This is a genomic window from Actinoplanes subglobosus (assembly GCF_042650585.1).
GTDB classification, from domain to species: domain Bacteria; phylum Actinomycetota; class Actinomycetes; order Mycobacteriales; family Micromonosporaceae; genus Actinoplanes; species Actinoplanes subglobosus.
The window spans coordinates 635,350-655,445 of the sequence record NZ_JBHSBL010000024.1 but is presented as its reverse complement, the minus strand read 5'-3'; the positions used below and the strand labels follow the sequence as shown (position 1 = coordinate 655,445).

The following is a 20,096-nucleotide window of genomic DNA, read 5'->3' as shown; positions in this document are numbered from 1 at the left end:
CTCGATGGTAGGCGACGACCGTGTGCGTCAGCGGATCTCGGCCAGCCCCGGTTCCTTGATCGCCCGGAACAACGCCACGGCCGTTCCGTCGGCCTTGGTGATCACCCACACGTGGCCGGCGTACGTGTCCTGGTGGTAGCCCTGGCCCGGTTCGATCTCCGCGTACCGGATCCGCTCCTGCTCCTCGGTGAGCCGGTTGACGGTGACCGTCTCGCCGGTGTCGTTCGCGAAGTAGATCGACGTCGGGGCGCCCTCGGTGATCCGCCAGCGGCGGCTGCGCTCGGCGCTGCCGGGGATCGCCTCGAGCCGGAACACCGGACTGGCCGCCGGCGCCGGCCCGGGTGGCAGGGCCGCCGGTTCCCGGGCCGGCGCGGGTCGCACGAACCCCCAGACCACCGCCGCGAGCACCAGAACGGTCACCACGACCAGACCGGTACGGCTCCGGCGGCGGGGTGCGATCGGGGCGGGATCGTCGGGCGGGACGAGCGCCGGCTCGGACTCGTCGACCAGGACACTCGGTGGTGGTTGATAGGCCTGCGGGAGCTCGGGCAGCTTGTCGGTCACGGATCCACGGTAGAAGGACCGCGCTTCCCCGATCAGCCGCCGGACCGGAACGCCGACTCCAGCCGGTCCGCCTCCCCGATGGTTCCGATCCGATTCCGGGCTTGCGGATCATCACGATAGGTGTCGATCGAGAAGGCCAGGAACCGCGAGGTGATCGCCAGCCCCCGGCCGGGGACCCTGAGTGCCGGCGTGTCCGCCCAGCGCACGCCGGTCCGGCGGAGGTACCACTGGACCGTCACCCCGTCAGCGTCCAGCGCCAGCGACGGCCGGTTCACCAGGAGCATGACCACGGCCACCAGCAGCAACAGCACGGCGAGGATCTCCCCGGCCGTGGTGTAGGCGCCGAACTCGGCGATCCGCCGCTGCTCCTCGTGCGGCACCCGCTCCATCGGGACGGCACCCGGGGCCATCCAGGCGAGCGCGATGGCGAAGGAACCCTTCCAGACCGGCGCCGGCTCCACGAAGAACCGCCGCCCCACGGTGTCGACCCGCCACGCCGACGGGATGTCACGTGCCGCCCGGGTCAGCCGGCGGTAGGTCAGCAGTGGCACGGCCAGCGTGCCCAGGACCATGCCGAGAGCCGCGAGCACACCGGCGGCGGACGGTTCGATGCCCCAGGTGTGCGGTTCCAGCCAGAGCGCCTCGAAGATGCGGAGAGCGAACGCCAGCAGCACGAACGGAAGCGCGAGCAGACGAGCGGCACGAGCGGGCATCGGCGCATCCTAAGCCAAGGATCACCGAGGTCAGTGGATGGTGCGGCCCTTGGCGTCGGGGATGCCGGACTTGCGGTGGAAGTAGGTGTTGATCTGGTCCCGCCACTCCTCGGCGCTGCGGAGCTGCTCGGCCAGGCGCTCGGTCACGCGGGCGTGGACCGCCGGATCGATCGTGCCGGCCAGGTCCGCCCACCGGGCCCGCATGTCGGCGACCCGCTCGGCGCCGGCGAAGTGGGTGTCGTAGATGTGCTGGATCACCGTCGTACCGCTGTGCAGGACGTGCGTGTACGGGACGTGGTGGAAAAACAGGAGCAGCTCGTCGGGGCAGGTGGCCGGGGACTCGTAGCGCTCCGACCACGGGTGCGGGTACTGGCTGGTGAAGCCGGTCCCGGTGGCGGTGGTGCGGTCGACGCCGATGCCGTCCCGGTCGGCGAAGTGGTAGGTGCCCCACGGCGTGTACTCGTAGCCGTCCACGTCCGGGCCGTAATGGTGACCGGGGCGGACCATGAAACCGACGCCGAGCGGCGCCGTGTACTGCTCGTAGGTCAGCCACGAATCGGCCATGAGGTCGTGGAGGGCCTGCCGCGGGGCGTCCGGGAAGGTCAGCGTGATCCACTCGTCGAGGATCGCCGCCGGATCGCGGCCGGGTGACCACGCGAGGCGGCCGACGGCGTAGAGGTTGGCCTGCGCCAGCGGATGGCCGGTCCAGAACGGATCATCGCCGACGTTGGCGACGGCCGACAAGACCCCACCTCCAGGGGTACGGGTGGACAAGCGCTCCGCCAGAGCCGGACCGGAGTCACCGTCCGGCCGGAAGGCCAGCACCCCGCTCCACATCGGGGGCAGGTAGCAGACGTGCCGCTGCTGGCCGGTGTACTCCTGGGTGACCTGCAGCTCGACGGCCACCCGGGTCCGGGGCATGGCGAACAGCACCGGGGACACCGGCTCGCGGGTCTGGAAGTCCATCGGGCCGTGCTTGACCTGGAGGATCACGTTGCCGCTGAACTGCCCGTCGAGCGGCGCGAAGTGGTCGTGGGCGGCCCGGGCCCGGTCGGTGGAGCGGTCACGCCAGTCCTGGCGATGGTTGTAGACGAACGCCCGCCACCGGACCGGAGCGTCGTGCGGGGCCAGGGCCGCGGCCAGCATGTTGGCGCCGTCGGCGTGGGTGCGGCCGTAGGTGAACGGGCCGGGCTGGCCCTCGGAGTCGGCTTTCACCAGGTAGCCGCCGAAGTCGGGGATCGTCGCGAACACCCGGTCGGTGGTCTCCCGCCACCAGCGGCGGACCCGGTCGTCGAGCGGGTCGGCGGTGGGCAGGTCACCGAGGATCACCGGGGCGGCGAAGTTGATGGCCAGGTGCAGGCGTATCCCGTACGGCCGCAGGGTTGAAGCGATCGCGGCGACCTCGCCGAGCCGGTCGGTGAGCAGGTGGGTCTCGCTCCGGTGGACGTTGACGTTGTTGACGGTGACCGCGTTGATGCCGGTCGCCGCCAGCAACCGTGCGTAATCGCGGACCCGGGTCAGGTCGTTGCGGAGCCGGCCGTGGTGCCAGAAGATCGAACCGCCGGCATAACCACGTTCGACCTGGCCCATCACCGGGTGGACGTCGACGTTGTCCCAATGGTCCAGGACGCGGAGGCCGAGGGCGGGCTCGTGGCGCTCGTCGGCCAGATCCGGAGCGAAGGCGGCCTCACCGCGGCGGACCACCTCGAACAGGCCGTGGAGCAGCCCGGCCGGACCGTCCGCGATCACGATCGTCGCCGCGCCCCGCCGGGCGAGCAGAAACCCGTCCCCGGAGCCGGAGGAGGGAACGGCGGCGAGGGTCAGGATCAGGTCGGCGGCGGCCGGTGGTGACGACGCGTTGCCGCCGAACAGGGCGCAGGCCCGGGCAACCTCGGCGCGGACGGTGTCGGCGAGTGGGCCGGAGGCTTCCACGTGGACGCGACGGGAGCCGAGTGCGCGGAACGCCGACGGAGGCAGCCAGGCCGGGTGGACTTCGGGCGAAGACGTCTCACTCATCGAGGGGAAACGATATCGCCGACGTCGCGGCCGGACCAGGCACGACCTCGCCAGGCGCCGACTGAAACGATCCATCGAAACCGTTGACGACACCGAAGCGGGGCTGCAAACTCCAGGAAAGCGCTTTCCCCCATCCACCGAGAGGAATGCGAGCCCATGAGTCCCCGTACCGGAAGACTGTGGAAAGCGTGCGTCGCGGCCGCCGTCCTGGCCGCCGCCCTGCCCGCGTCTCCCGCCGCCTCCCATCCGCCCCGCGGCCCGCAGATGGAACGTCTCGACCGCGGCCTGGTCGCGGCCGCGACGAGCGAGGGCGTTTTCCTGAGCTGGCGACTGCTGGCGAACGAGGCCACCGGCCACTCGGCGACCGGCCTGACCGGCGCGAACTTCGCGGTCTACCGTGACGGCCGGCGGATCGCGACCGTCACCGACAGCACCAACTTCCTCGACCGCGACGGCACCGCCACCTCGAAGTACCGGGTCAGCGGCTCGAACACGGTCACGCCCTGGGCGACGAACTACACGGAGTTGCCCCTACAGAAGCCGGAGGACGGCGTGACCCCGGTGGGCGGGGCGTACACCTACTCGGCCAACGACATGAGCGTCGGCGACGTGGACGGTGACGGCCGGTACGAGTACATCGTCAAGTGGGACCCGTCGAACTCGAAGGACGTCTCACAGGTCGGTTACACCGGCCCGGTCTACGTCGACACCTACCGGGCCGACGGCACCCTGCTGCACCGCATCGACCTGGGCGTGAACATCCGGGCCGGCGCCCACTACACCCAGTTCCTGGTGTACGACTTCGACGGCGACGGCCGCTCGGAGATGATGATGAAGACCGCCCCGGGCACGAAGACGATCCGGGACGGCCGGGAGCGTTTCATCACGACCCCGGGTCACTCCCCCACCGAGGACTACCGGCTGAGTGCGGCCGGATACTACGAGCACGTCGTGCAGATGTTCCTCGGCTGGGACAGGCATCCCGAGGTGGTGGCGGGAAACTGGCCGGCGACGCTGGAGCAGGCGTTCGGCATCGCCCCGCAGTATCAGTACCCGCTGAGCCGCACGGACGCCGAGAAGCTGACCGACTACTTCATGGACGTCTACGCCCCGTCCCGCAGCGCCCGCAACGTCCTGCGCGCCTTCGAGGGTTTCATCGTCGACGGCCCGGAATATCTGACCGTCTTCGACGGCGCGACCGGCCGTGAGCTGCAGACCATCGAGTACAAGCCGGGCCGCCACGACGACGGCCTGATGTGGGGCGACTACGCGATGGCCCGGATCGAGCCGGGCAACCGGGTCGACCGGTTCCTGTCCGGGGTCGCCTACCTGGACGGCCGGCACCCGTCGGCGGTGTTCGCCCGGGGCTACTACACCCGCACGACGCTGGTCAGCTACCGCTGGAACGGCCGCAAGCTGGTCGAGGACTGGTACGTGGACTCGGGCTGGACGCCGATGACGAACCCGTTCAACGACTCCCCGCACGGGCGTGACGGCACGTCGGCGAAGTACGGGAAGATCACCACCCAGGGCTTCCATTCGCTGAGCGCGGCGGATGCCGATCAGGACGGGAAGCAGGAGATCGTCTACGGCTCGGCCACCATCGACGACGACGGTGACGTGCTGTATTCGTCGTTCGACACACTGCCGGACGGCGTGACGGTGGCCAGGCTCGGGCACGGCGATGCCATGCACGTGACCGACATCGATCCGGACCGTCCCGGCCTGGAGATCTTCACCGTGCACGAGGGTGCGACCTCGGCCCCGTACGGCATGGCGATGCGGGACGCGAAGACCGGCGAGGTGCTGTTCGGGACGTACTCCGGGCGTGACACCGGCCGCGGCATGGTCGGTGACGTGCTGCCGGGGACGCGCGGTGTCGAGTCGTGGGCCAGCATGCCCGGCGGCTCCGAGGCGCTCGGCCTGCACAGCGCCACCGGCGAGGTGCTGACCAGCACCATCCCCGGCACGAACGCGAGCATCCGCTGGTCGGCCGACCTGACCACGCAGATCGTCAACGGCGCGCTGGACGTCACGCCGACGATCGACGACTGGACCCGAGGCCGGCTGCTGACCGCCGACGGGACCCTGGCGAACAACGGGACGAAGGGCAACCCGGGCCTGGTCGCCGACGTCCTCGGGGACTGGCGTGAGGAGCTGCTGCTCCGGACCGCCGACAGCTCGGCGATCCGGATCTACCTGAGCACCGAGGTGACGAACCACAAGCTCTACACGCTCATGCAGGACCCGCAGTACCGGGTGGAGGTGGCCCGCCAGCAGACCACCTACAACCAGCCGTCCTACCCCAGCTTCTACCTGGCCTCCGACACCGACTGGTCGAAGGTGCCGCTCAACGTACGGATCAGGTGATCGACCACGTAGCGGGCGTCGTCCTCGATCCCGTGCAGGAAGGTCGACCGGCGGCGGCGTAGCACCGGCAGGCCCAGGGCGTACAGCCCGGGGATGTCGGTCACGCCGCCGTCGTGGCGCAGCCGGCCCTTCTCGTCGAGGACCGGCACGTCCAGCCAGGAGTGGTCGGGCCGGAACCCGGTCGCCCACACAATCGTGCTGATCTCGCCGCTGCCGAGGTCGAGCCGCAGCCGGGGCTTGGCCGGAACCCGCGTCGGTTCCAGCGGGACCCGGCCGGTCAGCCCGGCCCACTCGTCGAATCCGGCGAGCATCCGGTTGGCCTTCAGGTCGGCGAGCGAGCACACGTTGCGCAGCCCGCCGGAGAACAGCGCCACCCCGTCGCGCACCGCGGCCAGCCGCCCGACCAGCTCCACCCCGGCGTCGGTCAGCGTGTTGAGGTCGACGTCGGCGCCCCCGGCGAGCTGCGGCGACGGTAGCCGCCGGGCCCGGTCGAGGTCCTCCACCTCGTCGTAACGCTGCGCCCACAGCCCGGTCTCGTGCATCCACCACAACACGTCGCGGTCGCGGTGCCGGCGCGGCATCCGGGTGTGCTCCCCCACCGAGAGCACCACGTGCCGCCCGGCCGCCCGCAGCTCGGCGGCGAGCTGCACGCCGGTGGCCGAGGCGCCGACGACGAGCACGCCGCCGTCCGGCAGCTTGTCGGGATTGTGGTAGCCGAACGGCGTGACCTGATGGACGCCGAGGTCCCCGAAGTCCGGCACGACCGGCACGTTGCAGGCGCCACTGGCCACGATCACCGACCGGCACCGCAGGTCACCGACGGCAAACCCTTCGCCGGTACGCCGCACCGACGTCACGTTCACCCCGGTCCGGACGGGCGCCCCGGCGGCGAAGCGCTCGATGAACGCGACCACCTCCGCCATCGTCATGTACCCGTCCGGGTCGTCGCCGTCGTAGTCCTGTCCGGGCAGCCGGCTCAGCCAGTTGGGGGTGAGCAGCCGCAGCGAGTCCCAGCGCTCGGTGCGCCACGAGTTCGCGACCTGCCCGCGTTCCAGGACGACGTGGTCGACGCCCCGCGCCCGCAGGAAGTGGCTGGCGGCCAGCCCGGCGTGCCCCGCGCCGACGACGACCGTGGTGACGCTGTCGCCCAAGGTCAGGCGACCTCGACCGTCACGTCGGTCGGGTTGGTGAGCGCGTCGAAGACGGCCGACCGCTTCTGCGACTGGGCCACGATCGCCTCGATGTCCTCCTTGGAGGCGTCGGCGTCGATGTTGAAGGTGACCTTGATGTCGTTGTAGCCGTTGCGCACGTCGGGGTCGCCGAGGATGCCGCGGATGTCGTGGTTGCCCTCGACGACGGCGGTGACCGAGCGCAGCTGGACGCCCCGGTTCTGGGCGACCGACGCGACGCCGGCGGTGAGGCAGCTGGCCAGGCCGACCAGCAGGTACTCGATCGGGGTGATGCCGTTGTCCTCGGCCGCGAAGACCTCGGGGTGGTCGGCGGCGAACTCGGTCCTCGACTTGTGCGACTGCTCGGCGCCGAGGCCGTAGAAGTTCTCGATGGTGGTGGTGCTGTGCACGCCCTTGTCCCACTTGGAGGTGGCCCGCCAGGTGAACTGGGCGGCCTCCGGCGCGCCCTTGAGGGCCTCACGCGCGTCGAGCAGCGCCTGGACGTTGACTCCGTTATCGGTGACGGTCATGGCTGGATCCTCCCTGGTGACGCCTTGATCTACAACACCCATCGGGACACTAGACAATGATCTTGTCCCGGCCTAGCGTTGGGGGCCATGAAAAGCGTCGGAGTCGTCGAGACCCGTTTTCTCGACCTGCCCCGCCCGCTGCCACTGGACTGCGGACGGGACCTTACCGGCGTGCGGGTGGCCTACGAGACGTACGGAACGCTGTCCCCCGATCGGGACAACGTGATCCTGGTCTGCCACGCACTGTCCGGTGACGCGCACGCCGCCGGCGTCGCGGCGAGCCCGCCCGAGGAGGGCACCCGCGAGGGCTACGCCAAGGGTCTGGGCTGGTGGGACGGCATGATCGGGCCGGGCAAGGCGTTCGACACCGACCGGTACTTCGTGGTGTCGACGAACCTGCTGGGCGGCTGCCGGGGCACCACCGGGCCGTCGTCGACCGACCCGGCGACCGGTGAGCCGTACGGGCCGGACTTCCCGGTGATCACGGTGGCCGACATGGTCCGGTGCGAGCGGGCGTTCCTCGACGAGCTCGGCATCGACCGGCTCGCCGCGGTGGCCGGCGGTTCACTCGGCGGGATGCAGGCACTCGAATGGGCGGTCCGGTATCCGACTCAGGTCGACGCGATCGTGGTGATCGCGTCCACGCACGCGTTACAGCCGCAGGGGGTGGCCTGGAACGCCATCGCCCGCGAGTCGATCATGCGGGACCCGGACTGGCAGGGCGGTCGCTACTACGGCACGGGCCGCTCGCCGGACGCCGGGATGGGTGTGGCCCGGATGGTCGGCCACATCACCTACCTCTCCGCGCCGGGACTGGCGGAGAAGTTCGGCCGGCGTCTCCGGGACGGGCTCAACTACACGATCACCGAGCCCGAGTTCGAGGTGGAGAGCTACCTGCGGCACCAGGCTGCCGCCTTCGTCCGTCGGTTCGACGCCAACACCTACCTCTACCTGTCCCGGGCGCTGACCTATTTCGAGCTGGGGCCACTCGACGACGTGCGGGCCCGGACGCTGCTGATCTCGTTCAGCTCGGACTGGCTCTACCCGCCGGCCGCGTCCCAGGAGATCGCCGACACGCTGACGAAACTCGGTAAATCGGTGGAGAACCACGTGATCGACGCGCCGTACGGGCACGATTGCTTTCTGCTGGAAGAGGCCCGGCAGACCCCGATCGTCCGGCGATTCCTGGAAGGCAGGGCATGAGCAGAGAAGAAGTGCCGCACGAGTTCGGGTTCGAGACCCGGCAGCTGCACGCCGGGCAGCGGCCCGACCCGAACACCGGCGCCCGGGCAGTGCCGATCTTCCAGACCACCAGCTACGTCTTCGAGGATCCGGAGTCGGCGGCGGCCTACTTCAACCTCCAGGAGTACGGCAACACGTACTCCCGGATCATGAATCCGACGACCGCGGTCTTCGAGGAGCGGGTGGCGAACCTGGAGGGCGGCAGCGGGGCGGTCGCCTTCGCCAGCGGGATCGCGGCCCAGGCGGCGGCACTGTTCACGCTGCTGGAACCGGGTGACCACGTGGTCGCGTCGCAGGCGCTCTACGGCGGCACCGTCAACCAGCTCAAGCACCTGCTGCGCAAGATGAACGTCGAGTTGTCGTGGGTGGACCCGGACGACACGTCGGCGTGGGGCAAGGCGGTGCGGGAGAACACGAAGGCGTTCTTCGGCGAGACCATCGGCAACCCCGGTGGGAACGTGCTCGACATCGAGGCGATCGCCCGGGTCGCGCACGAGCACGAGCTGCCCCTGATCGTGGACAACACGTTCGCCACGCCCTACCTGTGCCGGCCGATCGAATGGGGCGCGGACATCGTGGTGCACTCGGCGACCAAGTTCATCGGCGGGCACGGGACCAGCATCGGCGGGGTGGTCGTCGAGGCCGGCACCTTCGACTGGTCGAACGGGCGCTTCCCGGTGGTGGCGGAGCCGTCCCCGGCGTACCACGGATTGAAGTTCCATGAGACGTTCGGGACCTACGGCTATCTGATGAAGTTGCGGGCGGAGACGCTGCGCGACCTGGGCGGGGCGTTGTCGCCGTTCAACGCGTTCCTGTTCCTGCAGGGCCTGGAGACGCTGTCGCTGCGGATGGACCGGCACGTGGCCAACGCCCGGCGCATCGCGTCCTTCCTGGCCGGCCATCCGCTGGCGTCGAACATCACCTACGCCGGGCTGCCGGACAGCCGGTACAAGTCGCTGGTGGAGAAGTATCTGCCGCTCGGGCCGGGCGCGGTGTTCTCGTTCGACGTGGCCGGTGGCCGTGACGGCGGGCAGGACCTGATCCGCGGCGTGCAGCTCTGGTCGCACCTGGCGAACGTCGGTGACGCGAAGAGCCTGATCATCCATCCGGCGAGCACCACGCACCGGCAGCTCAGCGACGAGGAACTGCGGGCCGCCGGCGTCGGCCCGGGCACGGTCCGGCTGTCGGTGGGCACCGAGAGCGTGGACGATCTGATCTGGGACCTGACGCAGGCCTTCGAGGGGGTGCGGTCGTGAGCTATCAGGACGCGCTGACGATCCAGCGGGTGCTCAACTCGGCGAGGACGATCGCGATCGTCGGGCTGTCCGGCAACGAGCTACGGGCCAGCTATTTCGTCGGCTACTACATGAAACGGCACGGCTATCGGGTGATCCCGGTCAATCCGCGGGAGTCGTCGATCCTCGGCGAGGTGTCCTACCCGTCGCTGGCCGACGTGCCGGTGCCGATCGACGTGGTGAACGTGTTCCGGGCGCCGGCCGCGCTGCCACAGATCGCGACCGACGCGGTGGCGGCCGGGGCGGGCGCGCTGTGGACCCAGTTCGGAGTGGTCAACCAGGAGGGCGCGGACATCGCCGAGGCCGGCGGCCTGACCGTGATCATGGACCGCTGCCTGAAGGTCGAGCACGCCCGCTACGTCGGCCGGATGCATTGGCTCGGCTTCAACACCCAGCGGATAACCTCGGTACGGTCCGGTCTCCAATAGGGTGACTTTTCGTTGTTTGGGGCGTTTGTCCGATTGTGAGCCCTCCCCGGTTCACCGCGCACACACCGCACCGAATACGGAGACCCGCAATGTCCAAACCCACCGCGATCTTCCAGCGCGTCGTCGCCGTCTGTGCGACCGCCGCACTGACCGCCACCGCCTGGGCCGCCCCCGCGACCGCCGTGGCCGTGGCCGTCGCCCCGGCACCGCTCCAGTACGTCGCGCTCGGTGACTCCTACGCCGCCGGCTTCGGCGCCGCGCCGACCAGCGACAAGTGCGGCCGCAACGGCGCCGCCTACCCGGCTCTGCTCGCGCGCGAGGCGCACGGCGGCATCTCGGTGCGCAACGCCGCCTGCACCGGCGCCACGACCGCCGACGTGATTCGTCAGGCGTCCGTACTGAGCCGGCGGACCCAGCTGGTCACCATCACCGCCGGCGCCAACGACCTCCAGCTCAGGCAGCTGCTCGCGACCTGCATGAACCGGCTCGCGAACGCCGCCTGCCAGAGCGACAACCTGGCGGTCAACCGCCGGCTGGCCGAGGACCTGCCGCGCGGCCTGCACCGCATGCTACGCGCCGTCACCGCCGCCGCGCCGAACGCGCGCATCGTCATCACCGGCTATCCGCTGCCGTTCGCCAAGAGCCCGAAGTGCCCGTCGGTGCCGCTGACGCTGCGGGTCCGGGCCCGCGCCAATCACGTGGTCACCCGCCTGAACGCGGCGATCGCCGCGGCCGCCGCCCGCAACAAGGTCCGCTTCGTCGACGTCGAGCCGGGCTTCGCGGCGCACGGCCTGTGCAGCCGCAAGCCGTGGCTGGTCGGCGCCGAGGGCATGCGTGACAACCGGGTTCTGCACCCGACCGCGACCGGCCAGGCCCGCGGTTACCTGCCGGCGATCGCCGGGAGCGGCCTGACCGACCGCGCCTGACGACGGTTCCCGTCCCCGGCATCGCGGTGCCGGGGACGTAACAGATCCGGCGACCTCCCGTAACAGAGATTCTGTTCACTCTTGCGAAACAGAGTTTCTTGTGAAGAATCTTCTTCAGGGGAGGTCACGTGTCACAGGCATCGTCACCGGTTTCTGAACTCGCACAACGTGCCGCAGCCGCGGACGTCCGCTTCATCCTGGCGCTCTTCGTCGACCTGCGCGGCAAGCCGTGCGCCAAGCTCGTCCCGGTCGAAGCGGTCGAGACACTGGCCACCGAGGGTGTCGGCTTCGCCGGATACGCGGTCGGCGCGATCGGCCAGCAGCCCCGCGACCCCGACCTGATGGCCATCCCCGACCCGTCGTCGTTCACCCCGGTGCCGTTCCTCAAACCGGGTCTGGCGATCGTGCACTGCGACCCGCACGTCGGCGGCGAGCCGTGGCGGTTCGCGCCCCGCAACATCCTCAAAGCGGTGCTGACCCGGGCCGCCGACGCCGGATACACCCCGTGGGTGGGTGCCGAGGTCGAGTACTTCCTGGTCGAACGCGACGGCAAGGGCGGCATCCGGCCGGCCGACGCGCTCGACACCGCCGCGCAGCCCTGCTACGACGCCCGTGGCGTGACCCGGATGTACGAGCACCTCACCGCGATCTCCTCGGCGATGAACGAACTGGGCTGGGGCAACTACGCCAACGACCACGAGGACGGCAACGGGCAGTTCGAGCAGAACTTCGAGTACGCCGACGCCCTCACCACCGCCGACCGCGTGATCACCCTGCGCTACCTGCTGACCATGCTCGCCGAGCAGCGCGGGATGACCGCCACCTTCATGCCCAAGCCGTTCGCCGACCGTACCGGGAACGGATTGCACCTGCACATGTCGCTCACCGCGGGTGAGCAGCGGGTCTTTCCCACCGCCGACGACGATCGGGGTCTGGGGTTGTCGCCGGAGGCGTATTCGTTCGTGGCCGGGGTGCTCGAACACGCCTGCGCCCTCCAGGCCCTGCTCGCACCCACGGTCAACTCCTACAAGCGGACCGGGGCGGTCGCCACCACATCCGGAGCGTCCTGGTCACCGCGACACGCCACCTACGGCGGCAACGACCGGACCCATTACGTACGGGTACCCGACGACCAGCGTGTCGAGCTGCGTGGCGGTGACGGATCGGCGAACCCGTACCTGGCGATCGCCGGAGCCCTGGGCGCGGGCCTGGACGGCATCGCCCGTTCACTGGATCCGGGGCGCCCCGGCGCCGGCGAGTCCAAGGGCGGCCCGCTGCCGCTGACCCTGCTCGACGCCGTGAGTGCGTTCGAGGCCGACGACCTGCTGACCGGCGTGCTCGACGCCGTCGGCGGGGGCGTGGCCGCCTACTTCGCCCAGCTCAAGCGCGAGGAGTTCTTCGCCTGGCACAGCGCTGTGTCGCCCTGGGAGATCAACCAGTACCTGCAAGCGTTCTGAAAGGGGATGCACCGCGATGTGTGGAATCGTCGGTCTCCACCTACGAGACCCCGACCTGTATCCGCGGCTCGGCGAACTGCTCACCGGCATGCTGTGCGAGATGTCCGAGCGGGGCGCCGACTCGGCCGGGGTGGCCGTCTACGGCGATCCGGTCTGGTCGCCGCCCGGCCACGCGACGGTGACCGTGCTGGCCCCGTCGGTTCCGGCGATCGACGGCGCCACCGTCATCGACCTCGGCGAGGTGCAGGTCGTGCACGCCCCGATGCCGGTCGGCGATCTCCTGGCCCGGCTGCCGGGCCTGCCGATCGCCGGGTTCGGTGAGGAACTGACCGTGCTCAAGGGTGTCGGCCACCCCCGGGACCTGGCGACCGCGTTCGGCCTGGAGCGGGCCCAGGGCTGGCAGGGCGTCGGGCACACCCGGATGGCCACCGAGTCGGCGGTCACCCCGGCCGGCGCGCACCCGTACGCGGTCGGCCCCGACCAGTGCCTCGTGCACAACGGCTCGTTCGCCAACCACGCCACCATCCGCCGCCACCTCCGGGCCCGTGGCGTGGTGTTCGACAGCGAGAACGACACCGAGGTCGGCGCCCGGTACGTGGCGCAGGCGCTCGCCGACGGCCGGGACATCGAGTCGGCACTGAAGAGCCTGTGTGCCGAGTTCGACGGTTTCTACACGCTGCTCGTGTCCAATCGGGACTCGTTCGCCGTGGTCCGTGACGCGATCGCCTGCAAACCCGCCGTCGTCGCCGAGACCGACGCGTGGGTCGCGATGGCGTCGGAGTACCGCGCTCTCGTCGGCCTGCCCGGCATCGAACAGGCCCGCATCTTCGAACCCGAGCCGGAACGGATCTACGCATGGACACGCTGACCTACGCCATGGCGAGCGGCGTCAACCGCGCCCTGCACCGCCTCGAAACCGGGACCGTGACCATCACCGCCCCGAACGGCAAGCACAGTGTCGCCGCCGGCCTGCGGACCCCGCTGGCCGTCACGATCGACGGGCACTGCGGCTACTACGCGGCCGGGATGAACCAGCTCGCCGACGTGGTCATCAACGGCAACGCGGGCGTCGGCGTCGCCGAGAACATGATGAGCGGCAGCGTACGGGTCAACGGCAACGCCTCCCAGTCGGCCGGTGCCACCGCCCACGGCGGCCTGCTGGTGATCACCGGCGACGCGGCGGCCCGCTGCGGAATCTCGATGAAGGGCGTGGACATCGTGGTCGGTGGCAGCATCGGTCACATGAGCGCGTTCATGGCCCAGGCCGGGCGCCTGGTGGTCCGCGGCGACGCCGGGGAGGCCCTCGGCGACTCGATCTACGAGGCCCGCCTCTACGTCCGCGGCAAGGTGTCGTCGCTCGGCGCCGACTGCATCGCCAAGGACATGCGCCCAGAACACCACGCCGAGCTGCGCGAACTCCTCGACCGGGCGGGCTGGCCGGACGACGACACCGCCGACTACACCCGCTACGGATCGGCCCGGCAGCTCTACCACTTCCAGGCAGGGAACGACTACTGATGAGCCATCTCCGCGAATCGGCGACCTTCGACCGGGCGACCATCCACGCCATCCAGCGGGCGGCGGCCACCGGCGTCTACGACATCCGGGGCTGGGGTGCCAAACGGGCGCTGCCGCACTTCGACGACCTGCTGTTCCTCGGGGCGAGCATGTCCCGCTACCCGCTGGAGGGCTATCGGGAGTCGTGCGGGACCGATGTCGTGCTCGGCGGGCGCAACGCCGAGTACCCGCTGCACCTGGACATCCCGGTGACCATCGCCGGGATGAGTTTCGGGGCGCTGTCGGCGCAGGCCAAGGAGGCGCTCGGGCGCGGTGCGTCGGAGGTCGGGACCAGCACCACCACCGGCGACGGGGGCATGACGCCGGAGGAGCGCGGCCAGTCCAAACACCTGGTGTACCAGTACCTGCCGTCCCGGTACGGGATGAACCCGGACGACCTGCGACGGGCCGACGCCATCGAGATCGTGCTCGGGCAGGGTGCGAAACCCGGCGGCGGTGGCATGCTGCTCGGGCAGAAGATCAACTCTCGGGTGGCGGCGATGCGGACCCTCCCGCAGGGCATCGACCAGCGCAGCGCCTGCCGGCACCCGGACTGGACCGGGCCGGACGACCTCACCATCAAGATCCAGGAACTGCGGGAGATCACCGACTACGAGAAGCCGATCTACGTGAAGGTCGGCGCGACCCGGACCTACTACGACGTCAAGCTCGCCGTGCACGCCGGGGCGGACGTGGTCGTCGTCGACGGGATGCAGGGCGGGACGGCCGCCACCCAGGACGTGTTCATCGAGCACGTCGGCATCCCCACCCTCGCCGCCCTGCCCCAGGCCGTGCAGGCGCTGCAGGAACTCGGCGTGCACCGGCAGGGGGCCGGGGGTGTCCAGTTGATCGTGTCGGGCGGGATCCGTACCGGCGCCGACGTCGCCAAGGCCCTCGCCCTCGGCGCCGACGCGGTCGCCATCGGCACCGCGGCGCTGATCGCCCTCGGCGACAACGACCCGCGCTGGTCCGCCGAGTACGAGGCGCTCGGCTCGGCGGCCGGCTTCTACGACGACTTCCAGGACGGCCGGGACCCGGCCGGCATCACCACCCAGGACCCGGAGCTGGCCGCCCGGCTGGACCCGGTCGAGGGCGGCCGGCGGCTCGCCAACTACCTGCGGGTCCTCACCATGGAGGCGCAGACGATCGCGCGGGCCTGCGGTAAGGCCCACGTCACCCACCTGGAGCCGGAGGACCTGGTCGCGGTCACGATCGAGGCCGCCGCGATGGCCCGGGTCCCCCTGGCCGGCACCTCGTGGATCCCGGGAGCGGCACAGTGACCCGCACCTACACCTCCGGCCGGGCTCCGGGAGCGGCACGGTGACCCGCTCGTTCGCCGTCGTCGGGGCCGGGCTCGCCGGGGCGGCGACGGCGTGGCGGCTGGCTCAGCGCGGTGAGCGGGTCACGGTTCTCGAGCGGGCGACGCCCGCCAACCGGCAGGGCAGTTCGCACGGCTCGGCGAGAATCTTCCGGTACGCCTACCCGGACCCGTTCTACGCGAACCTGGTCGCCGAGGCCCGGGCCCACTGGGACGAACTGTCCCAGGCAGCCGACGTCCCGCTGATCCGCTACGTCGGGGCGATCGACTTCGGCGCACAGCGCGACCCCGTTCACCTGGCCGGTGTCCTGACGTCGATCGGTGTCGAGCACGAACTGCTGACCGCCTCGCAGGCCGCGTCCCGCTGGCCGGGCATGCACGTCGACGGCCCGGTGCTGTGGCAGCCCGGCGCCGGGGTGATCGACGCCGCATCGTCGGTGAACGCCATGATCGCGCTGGCCCGGTCGGCCGGCGCGACGGTCCTGACCGACTGGACGGTGACCCGGCTGATACCCGGCTCCGGCCGTGTCTCGATCCGGTCCGCGCACGGCGACGAACTGACCGTGGACCACGTGATCGTGGCCGCCGGCGGATGGCTGCCGTCACTCGCCGCCGACCTGCCGTTCCGGCTCCCGCCGCTGCGGATCACCAAGGAGCAGGCGTTCCACTTCCCGTACCGCGATCCGGGCGCCGCCTGGCCGACGTCGGTGCACAAGCGGGGAGACATCGCGACCTACTCGCTGCCGGGCGGCCGCGACGCCGATCACCGCGGCCACAAGGTGGCCGAATACCTGGGCGGGACCGACATCCCGTCAGCGTCGGGCAACGACGGCATCGTGGACCCGGCCAACCGCCGGCGGGTCGTCGAGTACGTCGCGGAGTACCTGCCCGGTCTGATCCCCGAGCCGTACGCCGAGACCACCTGCGTCTTCACCATGACCCCGACCGAGGATTTCGTCATCGACACGGCCGGCCCGTTCACCGTCGCCTCCCCGTGCTCGGGTCACGGCGCCAAGTTCGCCCCACTGCTCGGCGCCCTCATCGCGGACTCCGCCCTGGGCCTCGCGCCACCGGCCGATCGTTTCCGTGTTCCGCCGAAGGGTTGAGCGATCGCTTAAAAGGGGCTAGTTTGAGCACGTGCTCAAAACTGGTGTGGAGGCGTCGTGGGCAGCGTTTACGTGGAAACGGTGATCGCGGCTCCGCTGGAGCGCGTCTGGGGAGCGACCCAGGACCATCGCGAGCATGCCCGGTGGGATGTCAGGTTCGGGCGGATCGAGGCGGTCGCCGGGACCGCACCGGCCGAGTTCACCTATGCCACCGCCGTGCTGCCGGGGGTGGAGATCGCCGGCTTCGGGGTGCACGGTGGCGAGCGGCGGCGTGACGGGGAAGCCGTGTCGTCGCTGCGGTTCGGGTCGGATGATCGGCGGTCGCCGATTCGGGACGGGGCGGGCTACTGGCGATATGTGCCGGTCGACGGCGGAGTCCGGTTCCTCACGGGATATCGCTACCGCACGCGCTGGGGACGGCTCGGGCGATGGTTCGATCTCGGGTTCGGGCCGGTGTTCGGGTGGGCGACGGCCTGGTCGTTCGACCGTCTGCGGATCTGGCTCGAACATGGTGTGCCGCCGGAGCGGGCCCGGCTGCACGCGGCGGCCGAACTGCTCCTGCGGGGCGGGCTGGTCGTCGCCGCCACAGTCGATGGACGGCCCTGGAGCCTTCTGCTGGCCACGGTCTTCGCCGTAGCCGTACCCCCGCATCGGAAGACGCCTGCCGCCCGGCGATGCCGGCGCCGGCCCGGAAAGGGTGACCAGCGATGACCTCGGTCTTTCAGCATGCTCTCGGTGACGATTTCGACCGCCTGCATCCGAACCTGCAGCGGCGTTTCGGGGTCGACGGCGAGCGGGACCAGGGATGCGTCGGCGCCGGGACGATGGACCGGATCTGGCGTGGCGGGGCGTTCACCGCGCCGTTCCTGCATGTCGGGACACTGCGGCACATCCTGTTCCCGGAGACCGGCGCCGACGTGCCGTTCACCATCGAGAACTACGCCTACCAGGACAGTTTCGGCCGACCGGCGCTCACCTTCGTGCGGACCTTCCAGGTGGGGCCGCACCGGCGCCGCCGTTTCGACGCGACGATGGTCTACGACCCGGACCGCCGGGTTCCCGTCGACTATCTCGGCACCACCCAGCATCTCGCCGTCGACCTGGACGTGTCCGCCGACGGCCGTGGTGGGCTGCGGATCCGTAGCGGGGCGCAGATGTTCCGCGGCGGGTTCGGGTGCCCGGCGCTGATCCGCGGGGACGCCGAGGTGCACGAGTTGTGGGACGAGTGGGCGCAGCGGTTCCGGATCCGGGTGACCGTCACGAACCGTCGTTTCGGGCCGCTCTTCGGCTATCACGGCAGCTTCACGGCCGGGTACGTGCCGGCCGGGGCGCCGGTTCCGGCCGCGGTCCGGCCGCTGCGGGAGACTGTCTAGGTGACTATCCTTCGCAATGACACCGGGACGGCCCGGGAACGGGCCTCCGGCGAACCGGTCGGCGGCCTCGAACTCGAGGTGGCGATCGGGCGCAACGTGCGCGAGCTGCGCATTCAGTACGGTTTGACGGTCGCCGAGCTGGCCACCCGGGTCGGCATCTCCAAGGCCATGCTGTCGAAGATCGAAAATGCGCAGACCTCATGCAGCCTGGGCACGCTCGGCGCGCTCGCGGACGGCCTGGACGTGCCGGTGACCAGCCTGTTCCGGGGCGCCGACCGGGAGCGTCCGTCGTCCTTCGTGCCGGCCGGGGGCGGCACCGCGATCGTCCGGGACGGCTCGCAGGCCGGCCATGAGTACCTGCTGCTCGGGTCGCTGCGCGGGGAGCACCGGCGCCTGGAGTGCCTGCATGTCACGCTGACCGCCAAGAGCGAGACGTATCCGCTGTTCCAGCATCCGGGGACGGAGTTCATCTACATGCTCGAAGGGGTCATGGACTATGCGCACGGCCGGTCGGTGCACCGGCTCACCGCGGGTGACTCGCTGCAGATGGACGGGGAGGGCGCGCACGGCCCGGCCGACCTGATCGAGCTGCCGATCCGGTTCCTGTCGGTGATCGCCTTCCCGGATACGGTCGCGCCGCACCGCTGATACGCGGCCTTAACAGTCTTTACGTCTACTGGGATAAGACTCCGGACACTCCCAGTAGACAAAGGACCGCCTCTCTTGGACGTCGGCAGCACCGCATTCATCCTCGCGGCCTCGATGGCCGTCGCACTCATGATCCCTGGCCTCGCCCTGTTCTACGGCGGCATGGTCGGCGCCCGTTCCGTCCTCAACATGATCATGATGGTGTTCGGCAGCGTCGCCGTCGTCGGCGTCCTGTGGACCCTGTTCGGCTTCTCCGCCGTCTTCGGCGACTCCTACGGCGGGCTCGGCCTTCTCGGTGACCTGACCGAGCACGCCGGGCTCGGTGCGATGGTCGCCGGCGACCCCGAGGCGACCCTCCCACCGGCCCTCGTGGCTATCTTCCAGGCCCTCTTCGCGGTGATCACCACGGCCCTGATCGCGGGTGCCGTCGCCGACCGGATCCGGTTCGGACCGTGGCTGCTCTTCACCGGCCTGTGGGCGACGTTCGTCTACTTCCCGGTCGCGCACTGGGTGTTCGCGTTCGACGCCGCCGACGGCAGCGTGATCGGCGGCTGGATCGCCAACAAGCTCGCCGCCGTCGACTTCGCGGGCGGCACGGCAGTCCACATGAACGCCGGTGTCGCCGCGCTCGCCCTGGTCCTGGTGGTCGGCAAGCGCACCGGGTGGCCGTCGCAGGCCCGGCCCAACGCGCTGCCGTTCGTCGCGCTCGGCGCCGGGATGCTGTGGTTCGGATGGTTCGGCTTCAACGGCGGCTCGGCCCTGGCGGCCGGCAACAGCGCGTCCATCGTCATGCTGACCACGTTCAACGCCACGTGCGCGGCGATCCTGGCCTGGCTGCTGGTGGAGAAGCTGCGTGACGGGCACGCCACCACGCTCGGCGGCATGTCCGGTGCGATCGCCGGCCTCGTCGCGATCACCCCGGCCTGCGGCGCGGTCAGCCCGCTCGGCGCCCTGGCCATCGGCGCGATCGCCGGGGCGGTGTGCCCGCTCGCCGTCGCCCTCAAGTACCGGTTCGGCTACGACGACTCCCTCGACGTCGTCGGCGTCCACCTCGCCGGCGGCCTGATCGGCACCGTCCTGATCGGCCTGTTCGGCGTCGCGGACGCGCCCAGCGGCCAGGCCGGCCTGTTCTACGGCGGCGGGTTCGGGCTGCTCGGCAAGCAGACCGTCGCGGCACTCGCGGTGCTGGTCTACTCCTTCGCGGTCACCTGGGTGATCGCGTTCGCGCTGCAGAAGACGATCGGCCTGCGGCTGTCCACGGAGAAGGAGGCCGAAGGCGTCGACCTGGTCGAGCACGCGGAGGTCGCCTACGACCTGGAGGGCAAGGCGAACACCCCGGAGAGCACCCCCGCTCCGGCGCTGGCCCCGGTCTCCTGAGGAACGG

The 20,096-nt window shown here is 70.5% G+C and carries 19 protein-coding genes; 14 read left to right on the top strand and 5 right to left on the bottom strand.

From position 1 onward, the window contains the following. Positions 1-27: 27 nt before the first annotated feature. Genes ACFO0C_RS37195 through ACFO0C_RS37185 form a run of 3 tightly spaced genes read right to left on the bottom strand, consistent with a single transcriptional unit; the run spans position 28 to position 3,293 of the window. Positions 28-564, bottom strand: a complete 537-nt coding sequence (locus ACFO0C_RS37195; RefSeq protein ID WP_378071475.1) for a hypothetical protein — start codon at positions 562-564, stop codon at positions 28-30. A 32-nt stretch (positions 565-596) separates the two neighbouring features. Next, positions 597-1,277, bottom strand: a complete 681-nt coding sequence (locus ACFO0C_RS37190; RefSeq protein ID WP_378071474.1) for a hypothetical protein — start codon at positions 1,275-1,277, stop codon at positions 597-599. A gap of 30 nt (positions 1,278-1,307) precedes the next feature. Then, on the bottom strand, positions 1,308-3,293 hold the full coding sequence (locus tag ACFO0C_RS37185) for an alpha-glucuronidase (protein WP_378071473.1): 1,986 nt from the start codon (positions 3,291-3,293) through the stop codon (positions 1,308-1,310). Positions 3,294-3,449: 156 nt separating this feature from the next. Between ACFO0C_RS37185 and ACFO0C_RS37180 the strand changes: the two genes are divergently transcribed. Next, positions 3,450-5,663 (top strand): rhamnogalacturonan lyase, encoded by a 2,214-nt coding sequence (locus tag ACFO0C_RS37180; RefSeq protein ID WP_378071472.1) that lies wholly within the window; start codon positions 3,450-3,452, stop codon positions 5,661-5,663. On the opposite strand, the gene ACFO0C_RS37175 is transcribed toward ACFO0C_RS37180, so the two are convergent. Beyond that, the gene (locus tag ACFO0C_RS37175; RefSeq protein ID WP_378071471.1) at positions 5,606-6,814 is read right to left on the bottom strand and encodes an NAD(P)-binding domain-containing protein; all 1,209 of its coding nucleotides are present in this window, start codon (positions 6,812-6,814) and stop codon (positions 5,606-5,608) included. The two genes, ACFO0C_RS37180 and ACFO0C_RS37175, sit on opposite strands and share 58 nt — an antisense overlap. A 2-nt stretch (positions 6,815-6,816) precedes the next feature. Further along, positions 6,817-7,362: an OsmC family protein gene (locus ACFO0C_RS37170; RefSeq protein WP_378071470.1), complete on the bottom strand. Its 546-nt coding sequence runs from the start codon at positions 7,360-7,362 to the stop codon at positions 6,817-6,819. An 87-nt stretch (positions 7,363-7,449) separates the two neighbouring features. On the opposite strand from ACFO0C_RS37170, the gene metX reads away from it, so the two are divergent. The 13 genes from metX (at position 7,450) to ACFO0C_RS37105 (ending at position 20,089) form a co-directional block, all read left to right on the top strand. Next, positions 7,450-8,565 (top strand): homoserine O-acetyltransferase MetX, encoded by a 1,116-nt coding sequence (gene metX / locus ACFO0C_RS37165; protein ID WP_378071469.1) that lies wholly within the window; start codon positions 7,450-7,452, stop codon positions 8,563-8,565. Beyond that, positions 8,562-9,860 carry an O-acetylhomoserine aminocarboxypropyltransferase/cysteine synthase family protein gene (locus tag ACFO0C_RS37160; RefSeq protein WP_378071468.1) on the top strand — a complete coding sequence of 433 codons (1,299 nt, stop codon included), beginning with the start codon at positions 8,562-8,564 and terminating at the stop codon, positions 9,858-9,860. Before metX ends, ACFO0C_RS37160 begins: the two co-directional genes overlap by 4 nt. After that, on the top strand, positions 9,857-10,327 hold the full coding sequence (locus tag ACFO0C_RS37155; RefSeq protein WP_378071467.1) for a CoA-binding protein: 471 nt from the start codon (positions 9,857-9,859) through the stop codon (positions 10,325-10,327). Before ACFO0C_RS37160 ends, ACFO0C_RS37155 begins: the two co-directional genes overlap by 4 nt. Before the next feature lie 89 nt (positions 10,328-10,416). Continuing rightward, positions 10,417-11,253 (top strand): SGNH/GDSL hydrolase family protein, encoded by an 837-nt coding sequence (locus ACFO0C_RS37150; RefSeq protein WP_378071466.1) that lies wholly within the window; start codon positions 10,417-10,419, stop codon positions 11,251-11,253. A gap of 128 nt (positions 11,254-11,381) precedes the next feature. Continuing rightward, positions 11,382-12,710, top strand: coding sequence for a type III glutamate--ammonia ligase (glnT, locus tag ACFO0C_RS37145; protein ID WP_378071465.1), 1,329 nt, complete (start codon positions 11,382-11,384; stop codon positions 12,708-12,710). Between the two features lie 16 nt (positions 12,711-12,726). Beyond that, entirely contained in the window at positions 12,727-13,578 is an 852-nt protein-coding gene (locus ACFO0C_RS37140) for a hypothetical protein (RefSeq protein ID WP_378071464.1), read from the top strand. Beyond that, the gene (locus ACFO0C_RS37135) at positions 13,566-14,228 is read left to right on the top strand and encodes a hypothetical protein (RefSeq protein WP_378071463.1); all 663 of its coding nucleotides are present in this window, start codon (positions 13,566-13,568) and stop codon (positions 14,226-14,228) included. Before ACFO0C_RS37140 ends, ACFO0C_RS37135 begins: the two co-directional genes overlap by 13 nt. Continuing rightward, positions 14,228-15,547 carry an FMN-binding glutamate synthase family protein gene (locus tag ACFO0C_RS37130; RefSeq protein ID WP_378071462.1) on the top strand — a complete coding sequence of 440 codons (1,320 nt, stop codon included), beginning with the start codon at positions 14,228-14,230 and terminating at the stop codon, positions 15,545-15,547. The genes ACFO0C_RS37135 and ACFO0C_RS37130 overlap by 1 nt, the downstream gene beginning before the upstream one ends. A gap of 40 nt (positions 15,548-15,587) precedes the next feature. Then, positions 15,588-16,691 carry an FAD-dependent oxidoreductase gene (locus ACFO0C_RS37125; protein WP_378071461.1) on the top strand — a complete coding sequence of 368 codons (1,104 nt, stop codon included), beginning with the start codon at positions 15,588-15,590 and terminating at the stop codon, positions 16,689-16,691. Positions 16,692-16,748: 57 nt separating this feature from the next. Next, positions 16,749-17,402 (top strand): SRPBCC family protein, encoded by a 654-nt coding sequence (locus ACFO0C_RS37120; RefSeq protein ID WP_378071460.1) that lies wholly within the window; start codon positions 16,749-16,751, stop codon positions 17,400-17,402. Then, positions 17,399-18,064, top strand: coding sequence for a DUF4166 domain-containing protein (locus tag ACFO0C_RS37115; RefSeq protein ID WP_378071459.1), 666 nt, complete (start codon positions 17,399-17,401; stop codon positions 18,062-18,064). The genes ACFO0C_RS37120 and ACFO0C_RS37115 overlap by 4 nt, the downstream gene beginning before the upstream one ends. Then, positions 18,065-18,712, top strand: coding sequence for a helix-turn-helix domain-containing protein (locus ACFO0C_RS37110; protein WP_378071458.1), 648 nt, complete (start codon positions 18,065-18,067; stop codon positions 18,710-18,712). A gap of 75 nt (positions 18,713-18,787) precedes the next feature. Further along, positions 18,788-20,089 (top strand): ammonium transporter, encoded by a 1,302-nt coding sequence (locus ACFO0C_RS37105; protein WP_378071457.1) that lies wholly within the window; start codon positions 18,788-18,790, stop codon positions 20,087-20,089. The last annotated feature ends 7 nt before the right edge of the window (positions 20,090-20,096 follow it).

What these genes read in the sequence shown, in the direction of transcription:
- ACFO0C_RS37190 (WP_378071474.1), bottom strand. Translation starts at nt 1,277, where the DNA reads ATGCCCGCTCGTGCCGCTCGTCTGCTCGCGCTTCCGTTCGTGCTGCTG.
- ACFO0C_RS37185 (WP_378071473.1), bottom strand. Translation starts at nt 3,293, where the DNA reads ATGAGTGAGACGTCTTCGCCCGAAGTCCACCCGGCCTGGCTGCCTCCG.
- ACFO0C_RS37180 (WP_378071472.1), top strand. Translation starts at nt 3,450, where the DNA reads ATGAGTCCCCGTACCGGAAGACTGTGGAAAGCGTGCGTCGCGGCCGCC.
- ACFO0C_RS37170 (WP_378071470.1), bottom strand. Translation starts at nt 7,362, where the DNA reads ATGACCGTCACCGATAACGGAGTCAACGTCCAGGCGCTGCTCGACGCG.
- metX (WP_378071469.1), top strand. Translation starts at nt 7,450, where the DNA reads ATGAAAAGCGTCGGAGTCGTCGAGACCCGTTTTCTCGACCTGCCCCGC.
- ACFO0C_RS37160 (WP_378071468.1), top strand. Translation starts at nt 8,562, where the DNA reads ATGAGCAGAGAAGAAGTGCCGCACGAGTTCGGGTTCGAGACCCGGCAG.
- ACFO0C_RS37150 (WP_378071466.1), top strand. Translation starts at nt 10,417, where the DNA reads ATGTCCAAACCCACCGCGATCTTCCAGCGCGTCGTCGCCGTCTGTGCG.
- ACFO0C_RS37140 (WP_378071464.1), top strand. Translation starts at nt 12,727, where the DNA reads ATGTGTGGAATCGTCGGTCTCCACCTACGAGACCCCGACCTGTATCCG.
- ACFO0C_RS37135 (WP_378071463.1), top strand. Translation starts at nt 13,566, where the DNA reads ATGGACACGCTGACCTACGCCATGGCGAGCGGCGTCAACCGCGCCCTG.
- ACFO0C_RS37130 (WP_378071462.1), top strand. Translation starts at nt 14,228, where the DNA reads ATGAGCCATCTCCGCGAATCGGCGACCTTCGACCGGGCGACCATCCAC.
- ACFO0C_RS37115 (WP_378071459.1), top strand. Translation starts at nt 17,399, where the DNA reads ATGACCTCGGTCTTTCAGCATGCTCTCGGTGACGATTTCGACCGCCTG.